The 12,212-nt window shown below is 60.1% G+C and carries 12 protein-coding genes and 3 pseudogenes; 12 read left to right on the forward strand and 3 right to left on the reverse strand.

The features are described from left to right. Position 1 precedes the first annotated feature (1 nt). Positions 2–196, forward strand: coding sequence for a hypothetical protein (locus IF803_RS38500; RefSeq protein WP_028344066.1), 195 nt, complete (start codon positions 2–4; stop codon positions 194–196). 925 nt (positions 197–1,121) lie between these two features. Here the strand turns inward: IF803_RS38500 and IF803_RS38505 are convergent. After that, the gene (locus tag IF803_RS38505) at positions 1,122–2,507 is read right to left on the reverse strand and encodes a carbohydrate porin (protein ID WP_461195753.1); all 1,386 of its coding nucleotides are present in this window, start codon (positions 2,505–2,507) and stop codon (positions 1,122–1,124) included. 213 nt (positions 2,508–2,720) lie between these two features. On the opposite strand from IF803_RS38505, the gene IF803_RS38510 reads away from it, so the two are divergent. From IF803_RS38510 to IF803_RS38520, 3 genes are all read left to right on the forward strand, one after another. After that, positions 2,721–2,948: a hypothetical protein gene (locus tag IF803_RS38510; RefSeq protein WP_016841019.1), complete on the forward strand. Its 228-nt coding sequence runs from the start codon at positions 2,721–2,723 to the stop codon at positions 2,946–2,948. Positions 2,949–3,449: 501 nt separating this feature from the next. Next, complete coding sequence (locus tag IF803_RS38515; RefSeq protein ID WP_245288891.1) at positions 3,450–3,683, forward strand: hypothetical protein; 234 nt, start codon at positions 3,450–3,452, stop codon at positions 3,681–3,683. Positions 3,684–3,771: 88 nt separating this feature from the next. Next, the gene (locus tag IF803_RS38520) at positions 3,772–3,912 is read left to right on the forward strand and encodes a hypothetical protein (protein ID WP_196238240.1); all 141 of its coding nucleotides are present in this window, start codon (positions 3,772–3,774) and stop codon (positions 3,910–3,912) included. Positions 3,913–4,508: 596 nt separating this feature from the next. Here IF803_RS38520 and IF803_RS38525 read toward each other — a convergent pair. Then, positions 4,509–5,777, reverse strand: a complete 1,269-nt coding sequence (locus IF803_RS38525) for a DUF892 family protein (protein WP_028344069.1) — start codon at positions 5,775–5,777, stop codon at positions 4,509–4,511. A gap of 330 nt (positions 5,778–6,107) precedes the next feature. Between IF803_RS38525 and IF803_RS38530 the strand changes: the two are divergent. The 7 genes and pseudogenes from IF803_RS38530 to IF803_RS38560 form a co-directional block, all read left to right on the forward strand. Next, positions 6,108–6,507, forward strand: a pseudogene (locus IF803_RS38530) (phosphatase PAP2 family protein); the annotation flags it as partial. Continuing rightward, positions 6,494–7,099, forward strand: coding sequence for a cupin domain-containing protein (locus IF803_RS38535; RefSeq protein ID WP_028344070.1), 606 nt, complete (start codon positions 6,494–6,496; stop codon positions 7,097–7,099). The pseudogene IF803_RS38530 and the gene IF803_RS38535, both read left to right, overlap by 14 nt. Next, entirely contained in the window at positions 7,096–7,443 is a 348-nt protein-coding gene (locus tag IF803_RS38540; RefSeq protein WP_016841014.1) for a DUF3147 family protein, read from the forward strand. The genes IF803_RS38535 and IF803_RS38540 overlap by 4 nt, the downstream gene beginning before the upstream one ends. Beyond that, positions 7,440–7,916 (forward strand): DUF3147 family protein, encoded by a 477-nt coding sequence (locus IF803_RS38545; RefSeq protein ID WP_016841013.1) that lies wholly within the window; start codon positions 7,440–7,442, stop codon positions 7,914–7,916. The genes IF803_RS38540 and IF803_RS38545 overlap by 4 nt, the downstream gene beginning before the upstream one ends. Before the next feature lie 124 nt (positions 7,917–8,040). Continuing rightward, a pseudogene (locus IF803_RS38550) lies at positions 8,041–8,628 on the forward strand (ROK family protein); the annotation flags it as partial. Between the two features lie 382 nt (positions 8,629–9,010). After that, positions 9,011–9,172, forward strand: coding sequence for a DUF2934 domain-containing protein (locus tag IF803_RS38555; RefSeq protein ID WP_075968978.1), 162 nt, complete (start codon positions 9,011–9,013; stop codon positions 9,170–9,172). Between the two features lie 22 nt (positions 9,173–9,194). Then, a complete protein-coding gene (locus IF803_RS38560; RefSeq protein WP_461195752.1) occupies positions 9,195–9,749 on the forward strand; it encodes a hypothetical protein in 555 nt (184 codons plus the stop codon). 402 nt (positions 9,750–10,151) lie between these two features. Here IF803_RS38560 and IF803_RS38565 read toward each other — a convergent pair. Next, positions 10,152–10,480 (reverse strand): annotated as a pseudogene (locus tag IF803_RS38565) (hypothetical protein); the annotation flags it as partial. Positions 10,481–10,945: 465 nt separating this feature from the next. Between IF803_RS38565 and rpoH the strand changes: the two are divergent. Then, positions 10,946–11,839 (forward strand): RNA polymerase sigma factor RpoH, encoded by an 894-nt coding sequence (gene rpoH, locus IF803_RS38570; protein WP_225159274.1) that lies wholly within the window; start codon positions 10,946–10,948, stop codon positions 11,837–11,839. Positions 11,840–12,212: the final 373 nt, after the last annotated feature.

Below are 12,212 nucleotides of genomic sequence, written 5' to 3' on the forward strand. Positions count from 1 at the left end.
GATGGCCTCGATACGAAACGGTGTGCGGTTGCCGGAAGTCACCCGAACGGCCTTTCCAGCCCGCTGCGGAATCATCGATCCGCCCATCGATCTGCTTGTCAAAGAACCCCATTGGATCGGCCGTATCGTCAAAAGTGCGAATGGGCCCGAGGGCGGTGTGTGGGTCATCGCCGAAACCAAAGATCTCGGCACGTGATTACGGAGCATCGTATGCGTCGTCGTAGGCGTATGGTCCGCCTTAGTACCCGGCGCCATAGTACCTTGGACCGTAGTCATAGTAGCCCGGATCCGGTTCCCAGGCATACGCCGAGGAAGCAAGCCTCCGATGACCGCGCCGGCGATCACGCCTCCGGTCGCCCCACCATTGCAAACTTCCTCATCGGATCATTCCTTTCTCGTTTCTTTCCCGGCTCGACAACGGGAAAACCAGGCGTTGGGTGCTGGTTGTCCGCAATGCCTCGGCGCCGGGGCCCGCGCAACAGCTTGACCGAAGGCAGGTTCAATCCGCACTGCGGTGCGGCCACTTTCTGAGCTTGCCGAGCCGGATCTCGAGTGTAGACTTAGCTGGATATTGGGGCGCTAAACACTTTTGAATTTGGCGCCCATGTGATTGTGATTGCGTTACAATCTTTTTCCTTTGGGGCCTCATGTTCAATCCGGCAATGACCGCGCTTCTGCGTATCGTCCTCGACGAGATCTGCGAAGACGTGTCGCGCTATGAGACCGGCGCACGCACCCACGTAGCTTAAGTATTTTGGACGACGAATGGCGACACCTCGCCCGAGCGGCTGAGGCAGGTCGGCCGCGAGGCTCTTCACGGCGCGCCGACGATGTGGCGGGCGGGCGGGAGCAGGTGGCGTGAGCAACGTGCTGCGAGGAGCGGCGAAGATAGGATGCGAGCGGAGAAACAACCGACACGAGTCCCGCGACGAGGCCGCCCGATAGGACTGGCGGGACGGAAGCACTGGGGGCAGGAGCTCTCGCATTACTGGGCCAACGCCGCGCGGGCTCCGGAGTGGGGCTGTGGTTCGCCAGGAACGTTCGCGAGGGCCGCAAGCCGCCTGGCAGGCGATGTGTCGGTGTTGGACAACCCCTAACGGCGGAATCTGCCTCCTAGAATTTCAAAGTCGTGCGCAGGCCAAAGACTGTTGCGTTCTTGAGCGCTCGGCCCGGATCGGCCCCGCCGGGTCCGTTGCTCCGCCCCCGGGATGAATGATGTATTGGAAATTTGCCTGCAGGGTCCAGCCGTCCCGTAACTGATATTGATACACCGCCGTCAACAGTCCTTCGAAGCTGCGCACCGGCCATGTCGGACCAAAGAGTACGCGATTGTCGACGTCCAGTGCCTGAGCCCGCTTCGAGACGTGGGCGTAGCCAGCAGCGATGCCGAATTTGTCGTCCGGCCGTTTGCCGCTGAGGCCGATGAACTCGAGTCCGGCGTCGGCGTAGAGATCAATCAGATTGCGGTCCGCGGGAGCGCCGGAGATGCGAGCGAAAACGCCGATTCCCCGTTCATCGCTTTTGGGCACGCGATAAATCTGCTGCTCGAAAACTGCCCATCCGCCGATATCGCCTGCCAACATCAGGGGAGTGCCGCTGCTGGCCGGCGCCACAAGCGAAACGCCGTTGCTGGCGAGTTGAAGATCGGAGAATGGCCCGAGGTGGCGCCACCCGCCGAACTTGATCTGGCCCGTCAGATTGGGATTGCCCTTCGTGTTGTTCCAGGAGTACTGGATTTGGCCCAGCAGAAGGGGCGGATCGTTAATCCGGAAGTTGACGCCGTATCGGTTGCGTTGTTGTGGATCGCCTCGGCCCGGACCCGCCTGGTTGCCGTCGAAGACGCCGCCAAGAATGGATAGCTGATCCGTGATGTTGACCAGCAGCCGGGTGCCCATTGCCGCCAACGGCGGCGACGGACCGCCGCTGGGCAGGTCGAGAGATGTGATTGCCGGCCACCCCATCGATGCGTTGGTGAAGACATCTGTATATTTCGTGTTGAAGAACTCGCTATCGGCGGCGAGCTGCCCGAACTTCAGGGAGACCTTTTTGTTACCCCACTGCTTCTCGAAGTAGGCTTCGTAAAGTCGCGTCGACGGCAATGCCTCGATGCCGCTGACGACGAAGAGATTGTCGAGATAGTTGCGCGACAGTCCCGCACCGTGAATCTGGAACATGTTGGCGTGGAAGGTAAGCTTGTCGATGCCGGCGAGCTTCTGCAGGTCGACATCGACGGCAAGGTTCAGCCGGCCTTCGTAGATCGCTCCCTGCTTCAGCCCGCCGGAGACATTTCCGAGCGTCTCGCCGATGTAGGTCGCGGCGAACTTGATCCCGTATTTTTGAAAGGGGTTCGGCAGAAGTCCAAGCGTCTTCTCCTCGATGGTGCTCTCGCCGGTGTCCGGATCGGCAGGCTTGTCTTCGTCGGTCTTCTTGTCTTCCTGCGCGAAAGCGTGGGTGCCGGCGAGAAGCCCCGCAACAAGGACCGCCAGCGTCAGGCATCTAACGACCATGTTCAATCGAACCGCATAGCGAGGAGTCCGCAAGACAGAGGCACATTGGGACACGGTCGAATAGCAAACTCAAGAGCGCGCGCGCTGGCTGGTTCCGCCCAGGTGATTTTCCAAGCCCGTGATTTTTGCGGCAGCGCAACGGCAACCCCGGGAACAATCGGAACTTTGCCTTGACGCTGCCGTTCGTGAGTGGGGCCAGAATGGAGGAGTGAGATGAATAAGCTGATCGTCTGCGGCGCCCTTGCCACTTTTGTACTCGGTGCGCAGGCTGCGAGCGCCGCCGAATTCTACATCGTGCGCGATGCCGCGACTAAGAAATGCACGGTCGTCGACACAAAGCCGACAACTACCACCACGACGGTCGTTGGCGACGGCGTCTATAAGACCAAGACGGAAGCCGAATCCGCCGTGAAGACCACCAAGGTCTGCACCGAACAGTGATGATCCGTCGGCCATGGTTCGGGCCGGTCGGAAGGACAAGGAGGATGAACGATGCCTGTATTTCTGTTGTGGGCCGTTCCCGCCGTCATCGTGATCGGCGGCGCCGGCTATTGGCTGATTCACATACGCTGATCAAACAACGATGATCACGAAGCGGCCCGTCCGGTCATGTCAGGCGGGCCGCTTTTCTGCCGGGACGGCGCCCTTTTTGGGGAGGGGCAGCGGACGAACCCAGGCAACCATGCCGACCGCCGTACGTTGACCCTCGAATGGGGCGCAGCTACGGAGCCGCCGATGATCGAAACCGATACCCTTTTGGTGAAGTGCCCCAACTGCGGCGCCTGGCCTATGGCGGCGGGCCCGAACGCCCCCTATTCCCATCAGGACGTTCGGCTGAGATGCGCCAAGTGCGGCCATGGCGAGGATGGCCGGCTGCGACGCTCCGCGTCCGTCGAACACCCCCCGCAGCAGCCGCATGCCGCTTGAATCATGAAGATACGCGTGCACTTGCAAAGCCACATCGTCGAGCTCGATGACGGCTCGAGATGGCAGGTCTTTCCGGGCGATCTCGACTTGACGCTGAACTGGAAGCCGGAAACGGACCTGATGGTTCTCGATACAGACGAAGAAGTTGCGTCTCATGTCCTGGTCGGTGGTGGCGCAAAGGTGCGCGCGAGGCGCGTGGGCGACAGCTGGCCTGCGACGCAAGTCAAGGACGCGCTGAAGGGCGGTTGAGCGCTTTTTGCAACCCGCCGGTTGGAGATCCATGGAAGACGAGAAGGCCCATTGGCTCGCGGAGGCGTAGGGATGCCGACGCCTGGCGTTGTCGATCAGCGATCTGGATACTGTCGAGCGGCTAAATGCGCTGGGCGATCCTACTCCGGAAGAGAAGCTGCTCGCGAAGATCGACACCGCGCTGAGCTTGCTCGAGCCGCGACATGTTGCCGGACCGAGCAGCGAATGAACCGGCGCTGCCGCCAGTCAGCGCTCGGCAAGCTGACAAAGCGATCTCGGACGATGATCGGGCTGCGTAGCTCCATGTGGCGCAGGGCTGGTAGGCCTACTCCGGAGACGCCCGCAGTCGGAGCAAGAGGCGTTCGAAGCCAGAAGCGAAGCCGACGGCACAGGGCAGCCCGACTCGGAGGTCTCGAACTAGCGATAATTGGTGAACAATGCGCGAGTGGCTCCGATCTCCCGGACTCCAGCGGTCCACCTAGCTTGACCTACGTCAACGTGGCTTTGGCCGCTGGCCTGAGAGTTTCGGCATGACCGAGCGATACGACCGGATCACTATTGCCGGATACGTCGCCATCGCCTTTGGCGTCGCGGCGTTGATTTGGCTGCTGATGTCGTAGAGGCCGCCTCAGTCGGCGGCCTCTTTCATCCTAGATCCAATTCATATGTTGGCCGAAAATCCGGCGAAGTGCCATCATATTGGGATACTGAATACCCAAAAGATGACCGAGGTATTGGCGCAGCGCTCTCATTCCGGTATCTGACAGGAACTGCTGGTCTTGCGGTCCTTCGGGCCCTGCGCACTTGCGGCCCCGCCAGCCGGCGTTATTCGGCCTGTTCGATCGCGGCTGGCATTTTGGCTACCGACATCAGAGATCGAGCGACTTGGTTTAGCAACTGATCAGAATTCTCCTCTTCCGCAAGTGACTTCGACAAAAGCGCGACGACTGCACTGTGGCGTAGCTGCTGGGCGAGATTCTTCGCCATGGTGTAAGCCGAGATTTCATAGTGCTCCACACGCTGTGCAGCTCCGATTAAGGCGAGGTCCGCGGCCGCGTCTTCCTTTTCCTCTCCTTCAGCCATGATTTCCTGGCCTTCCTCGATAAGCCCCATCATGCCCTTGCAAGGCTTCGCTCGGACGGTCTTGCCGAGCAACTCGAAGCATTCATTGATGCGCTCCACCTGGTTTTCGGTCTCGACGAGATGTTGCTCAAACAGCTCTCGCAACTGATCGAAGCGAGCTGCCTCGGCCATCTTCGGAAGCGTCTTGGTGAGTTGCTTTTCGGCATGCAGGATGTCGCGTAGCTCATCGATCAACAAGTCGCCAAGCCCGGCTTGGTCGTCTGGCGGCGAACTTTCCGCGACGATCGCGGCGGACGCGCCGGGGTCAGCCTGGATCGCTGGCGATTCCGTGAAGACCCAGCCATTGCCCTCGTTCCACGGACCGCGGGCGTCGATCTCGCCGTGGTCGCCGGCCCCGGTGGAGTCGTTGAAGAACTGGTCGACCAGTCCCGGTGTTGGGGCGATGCGGCCGATGCTGAAAGCGGGCTTGGCCATGCTCTCGAGCGCCAGCGCGAACGCTCTCATGTGTGTGATTTCCCGAGTCATCAGGAACTGCAGCGCGTCCTTGGTACCGGCGTCGTCGCAGAAATTGATTAGGCGTTCATAGACGATCTTGGCCCGCGCTTCGGCGGCGATGTTGCTGCGCAGATCGACGTCGAGCTCGCCGGTTATCTTCAGGTAGTCGGCCGTCCACGCATTGCCCTGGGAATTGAACAGGTTCACGCCGCCGCCACCAGCGATCGCAATCAGGGGATCGGCTTCGGCGGCCTGGCGATCGAACTTCGCCGGCTTGAGGTGCATCCGGGCGAGTGTCCCCACGACTTCGAGGTGACTCAGTTCCTCGGTGCCAATATCCATCAGCAGGTCCTTGCGATCCGGATCCTCGCAGTTGAGCCCCTGTATTGAATATTGCATCGCGGCAGCGAGCTCGCCGTTGGCACCGCCGAACTGTTCAAGAAGCATGTTGCCAAAACGAGGGTCTGGTTCGTCGACGCGGACAGTGAACATCAGCTTCTTGACATGGTGGTACATCGAAAGGCCTTGCAAAGAGAGGGGAGATCATCCCGAACGGAAGCCAGGATCGTTTGTTCCTATCGGACGGAGGATTCCTGCCCGGACGCCGAACCGCCGACTTTCCTTGTTTGGAAAGCTGGGGGAGGACCTCGACGGCACGTTGAGCGTTGGGGAGGTACTTATCTTTCCGATCGTTGAGACATGTTCAAGATCGCTAGCTTGTCAGCAAGGCGCCTTGGCCGCAGTCCAAGCTTTCCGGTGAATGTTAGACCGACCAGAGCCTGTCTCTTATACACATCTGACGCTGCCGACGAACTATGTGTATAAGAGACAGGTTGTGGGGTGCCGCTGCGGCGCGCAGGAAACCATGCTCTGCCAGTGACGGTCACTGCGTCGCTGCTGCCCGATGATTTAAAACTCGTATTCGACCAAACTCGGCCGGATCGTCGGACGGTGATTGGGCATATGCATGGCGTCCCGCTTTCCGGCAAACGAAAGATGCGTTTCCCTCAGGCCACGCGCTGCACATGGACTGGCACCGGCGGCCAGCGGGTTGCCGGCTGGTCCCCGGCGGGCGATCCGCGCGATTGCGGTCGGGCTGTCGCTCACTCGCATTGCGATCCTGGCGCATTCGGCGAGCGATGTCGTTGCCGGCTTCGCACTCGGGGCGATTCTCGAACGGGGCCTCCGGCTTTGGACCGGCTACTCGAACGGAATTTCAAAGGAGGATGATCATGCCGACTCTTGAAGACCTGAAGGGATACATGGAGCGCGCAACCGGTCTGAAGCGCCCCGGCAAGCGGAAGGCTGTGGATCTCGCGCGAGCGCGAAAGCCTGTTACGGTTCGCTTTAAGGACGACGGTCTCATTCCAAATCACCCGCGATGGCCGCTCGTACTGTATCGAAACGCGGTCGCTTTCGACGAAGACCTGGACGCCGCAGCCGTGATCGAAGACCTATTCGAAGCGAACGGATGGGGAGATAGCTGGCGGGATGGCATCTACGATTACGTGCATTATCACTCCAGGATCCATGAGGTGCTCGGCATCGCGCGCGGCAAGGGCCGCGTTCGGTTCGGCGGCAACAAAGGGAAGATCTTCACCCTGAAGGCTGGGGACATCGCGGTTCTTCCCGCCGGCACAGGACATCAGTGCCTTTCCGCGGGCGATGAGTTCCTCGTCATCGGGGCATACCCGCCGACCGGTACATACGACGAGTGCACGAGCGTCGAAGACCGTCAGCGGGCGCTGAAAGCCATTCCGAAGGTTTCGGTGCCGCGTAAGGATCCGGTCTCTGGGGCCGGCGGGCCGCTCTCGAAGCTCTGGAAGAAAGCGAAATGACCGAGTACGTCATCCGCTTCGTCCTCGGGGGCGCCGTCGTATCGGCCTTCGCGATGCTGGGAGATCTCCTGCGTCCAAAGAGCTTCGCCGGCCTGTTCGGAGCAGCGCCCTCGGTCGCGCTCGCGACGCTTGGGATCGCGGTGTATCAGCACGGGGTCAATTACGCCGCCTTGCAAGCTCAGGCGATGATTGCGGGAGCGGTTGCGCTCGCCATCTACAGTGTCGTCGCCTGCCATCTGCTTGTCCGCGCAAAGCTGCGAGCGGTGACGGCGACCTTGCTGTCACTCGTCATTTGGCTGGTCGCCGCTTTCGGGCTGCTGGTTTTCGCTGGAGGTCAGACGTGAGCCCGATCCGCCTTTCAACGTCATCTCTCAAGGAAGGCCGCTGGTACGAATATCTGATTCGCTTCGTGCTTGGCGGCGCTGCGACCGTCTTTACCGGCCTCATCAGCAGTCGCTATGGAGCAGTCATCGGTGGCGTTTTTCTTGCCCTTCCAGCCATATTCTGCGCGAGCGCAACGCTGATTGAGAAGCATGAAATTCGCCGCAAGCGCGAAGCGGGTCTCGCCGGCAAGCGCCGCGGGCAAATGGCGGCCGCCGTCGATGCCGCTGGCGCTGCGCTCGGCGCGCTGGGCATGCTGGCCTTCGCGGTTGGTTTCTCGATGCTAATCCCACGCGGCAACATCCCCGCCGTCTTCGTCGGCGCCTCCCTCGCCTGGTTGACTGTCGCGGTAGCGGCTTGGTACGTGCGCCGGAAAATGCGATCGATGCGGACCGTGAAAGAGCCCAGCGGCTCCACGAATTCGCGAACGCGATAGACGGGCTGGCGATCTTCTCTTCATTAGTTCGCAATGAGGAAGTTTGATCTCGTCATGGCCGAGCTACCTTCCGGGCATTCATATCGGCACCCGTCACCGGCCCCAGATATTGATTTCCCAGCCTCATCCGGACGACGCCGGCCTTATCGGCGCGCTATATCGCGCTCCATCCTGGATCTTCGAAGCGCACGACTCCATCCTTGCCGTGGACATCGGACGCACGAACATCCGCTGCGGCGTCGTGGAAACGCGACGCAAGAAGGCGCCGAACCTCTCCGAAGCGTGCGTGTGGCAGTTCGAGCTATGGCGTCATGCCGACGACGAGCCGTCGCGTGAGAACGCTGTGAGGCGCCTTGTCAAGATGCTCAAAGAACTGATCGCGAAGGCGGAAGACGAGGGATTCAAGCTCGCGCCATTCATCGGCATCGCATGCCCAGGCGTTATCAAGAGCGACGGCTCGATCGAGAAGGGCGCGCAGAACTTGCCCGGCAACTGGGAGAGCAGCAAGTTCAATTTACCCGCAAGTCTCGTCCAGGCGATCCCGCAGATCGGGGAGAACGACACCGCCGTCATCATGCACAACGATGGGGTCGTGCAGGGACTTTCTAAGGTCCCCTTCATGCAAGACGTGAAGCGTTGGGGCGTGCTGACGATCGGCACCGGTCTCGGCAACGCCCGCTTTACCAACCGCAATGGCAAAGGCGAACGCTGAGGTTATCGGAAGAAGGTGGCTCGATAACCGGTAAAATGAGGGCCGATCGTTGGCTGGGTTGTGAAACGCGTTTTTGGGGGAGACCAAGATCGGCATCTCAGGAGGCAGCTGAAATTTCCTTCCTGAACTGGCATAGGCGGCGGTCACCGCCGCGATTTCGTTCGGCCAAGGGCGACTTTTTGCCGCTCATAGGGCAAGGTTTCAACGGAGGAACCTCGCTGACTTCGCGGGTTTATCACCGGAAGGAGGGATCGGCGCTAGCGAGTGGAAATGACTGCTGTGATAGCGGCGGCCGAGCGTGTCGCTGACGACTAACCGTCGAAGAGGCCGTGATTAGCGGAAACCCAGCCCACGATCCCTACAGAGTTGAAGGAGGCACGTGGTGACCCAACCGACCGAAAAGGAAATCGAGAAGCGCGCCTACGAGATATGGGAGCGGAGCGGCAAGCCCGAAGGCAGGGAGGAAGAATTCTGGCGGTTGGCGGAGCAGGAGTTGCGAAACGAGGACAAGTCATCTCCTCTCCGCACTCCAGATAGCCTGTAAGCAGAGAAGAAGCGCTAACCGGATGTCTCATTCCGCAGCAGCCGAAACTGTATTGCTGTACTTTGTGCTGCCCCTTTGGTTATTGGCGGGGTTTGCTGATTATCTTTGCCATCGCGCATCTCGGATTGAGACGACAAGCGGCTATAAGGAAACCCTACTTCATCTGTTGATGTTGATCGAACTTGCGATACCATTGCTGGCGGCGATTTTTTTTGAAATCAACGCTCTTATTATTGCGGCTACGATCGTCGGCTTTGTTACGCACCAGCTGACAGCCCTCTGGGATACAACATTCGCCAGCCATAAGCGGAGCATCACGCCCATCGAACAGCAGGTCCATAGTTTTCTCGAGCTGATGCCTCTCATGGCGATGGTGATCGTCATCATCTTAAACTGGCCGCAATTCCTCAGCCTTTGGGGACTGGGTTCTGGGCCCGCACGTTACGAACTCGCCCTGAAGCGAGAGCCATTACCATGGACGTATGTGGCGGCGTTTCTATTCGCGGTCCTGCTGTTTGAAGTCCTTCCCTATATGGAGGAATTCGTTCGAGGCTTACGGTCGCGGAAGAGGGCTTAGCTCCGAACGCGGAGCACCATCAATGAAGGTTGCCGTCATCGGAGCGACAGGACTTTTAAGGTCCGCTATTGTGGCTGGCTTTCCTCGCACGGCCATTCGGTCCTTTCGATGAGTAGAATCGCCGACATTAGGTGTCCTGGCACGATCTCAACGAGGCGCGGATTGTAGGGGCGGCAGCAACTCGCCCCATGCCACTTCGAACGCCGCGCGCGCTTCTTGAAAGGTCGCGGCCGGGCCTCCGCTCGACCGGTCGCAGCCCGGATGAAAGCCGCATTCCATTCCCACTGATCGGCATGGTTCGGTGCGCCGGTGCGCAGCCCGATTGAGCCAACGACGACGCGCTATAGAGGATGTTCCATTTCTGCCCGGCTACGGCTCGGTCGCGCCGGCGCGTGAGCTCGGTCACGTCGCATCTCCGGTCGGGCAGCGCCGCCACAGCTGCAGCAGCTCCGCGGCCGGCCGCTTGCCCGCCGTACTGCACTTCACGCAGCGCAGGCGACCGGCGAGATCGCGCACGTTGGTGGTCGGAACGTGGCGCAGCGCAGCTAGGCGCGACCGCGCGCGGTGTCTTGCACCGCGAGCATTTGATTTCGAGCCACGGATAGCCGGCTTGATGGCCTGGTCGATCGAGGGCGATGCGTCGACCGGGCCCGCCGTCGGCGCAGATCTTTTTGTTCCAGCTCTGGCAGAGCAGGATCGTCGGCCTCGCGGATGAGTGCCTCGCCGGCGGCGCAAACCATTTAAACTTAGCCGTGCCGCACCGCTGCCCCGACTTCGATCGGTATACGTCTCGGCCAAGGTTCGGAATGTCCCAAGTCTACGAGATGTTTGAAACCCTTGACGGATTGGGCACTCGGAAGCCGCCTGAGGCGTCGGGCTCCTCCTCCGCCTCATCGGGCAGCGGCAGTTTGGCTTCCGAATTGGCTAGCTGATACGGGGAACAACCCGCTGGTTTCGCAGTTCTTTTGGCGCCGCCGGCCTGAGTGTCGCTGGGCGCCTCATGGCCCAGCTAAGTCAGGCGACACGGCGGCTCGTACCATTTTGCTCCATGGAGGATTTGGATATGAAAACGACCCGTATTGTCGCTTGGCAGCCGATCAGCCTTACTCGCCTCGGTGGGGTCTCGCAGCTGCATCTTCCGTATGGCCGCTCGTTAGAACTCAAGAGCGGCGATGGCTTCTGAGGGAGGGCAAGTCATGTCAATCAAGTCAGCCCTCCCTGCCATCCATTCGGAAGCCGGGTTGTCTCGGTATCTGCAAGAGATCCGAAGCTTCCCGCTGCTCGATGCATCCGAAGAAGTGATGTATGCAAGGCGGCTTCGGGATTCTGGGGATCGCGAAGCTGCCTACCGTCTGGTGACGAGCCATCTGCGATTGGCCGCCAAGATCGCGCTGAAATATCGGCGCTATGGATTGCCCATCGCCGACCTCATCTCGGAAGCCAACGTCGGATTGATGCTGGCCGTCAAGCGGTTCGACCCTGAGAAGGGATTTCGCCTGGCGACCTATGCCGCTTGGTGGATCAAGGCGTCCGTGCAGGAGTTCGTCCTGAGATCGTGGTCACTCATCAAGCTCGGCACAACGGCGGCACAAAAAAAGCTGTTCTTCAACCTTCGAAAGTTGAAGAGACGCCTTGGTGCGCCGGATGATGGCGAGCTTTCGCCGGAGCAGGTGAAGCAGATCTCTGAACATCTTCAGGTTAGGGAAAGTGACGTCGTCGAGATGAACGGGCGGATCCGTGGCGATATGACGCTGAACGTTCAGCTCAGTGACGAAGAAGGCGAGCAATGGCAAGACAGGCTCGCCGATTCATCTCCTGATCCTGAGACCCAGCTTGTGGAGACCGGAGACCGTGAACGGCAGAAGGCCGCACTCTCGGAGGCGCTGAGTGCGCTCTCTCCGCGAGAACGCACCATCGTCGAAGCCCGTTACATGGCGGAAGAGCAAAGCACGCTTGACGATCTTGCCAATACCTTCGGGATTTCTCGTGAGCGTATCCGCCAGATCGAACAGCGTGCGTTGAAGCGCATCAAGACGATGATGTGCGTACGCCTTCCGGATCTTGAGGCTGCTTCAGCAAGCGCATACTAGAAGCAGAACACAAAAGACCGCTGGCCGGCTGCTGATCGATGAATCAGCAGCCGGTGCAGATGTCAAGCACGATGGCTTCGGCCGAGAAATCACGGTCCTTGCGGCCACCGGACTTTGTTCTTGCCTGGGGGCTGGTCGCTTTGATCACTGACAAGCTGCTTATCGACGGCGTCGGAGCTTCGCACTGCGCGCGATAAATCCGCTTCCTTCGCCTGCAGCGAGACCACCATCCCGAGTAGAGCAGCAAGTACCATTAAGCTCCGCATCTCTGGCTACCCTCCTTTCGACGATGCTCAAATTTGCCGCGCAGAGTTGTTCTGAAGCCGAGACAACGTCTCGGTTTGACGGTTTCAATTCTCAAGGTGCGCTGAGC

The sequence above is a fragment of the Bradyrhizobium sp. UFLA06-06 genome (assembly GCF_054820065.1).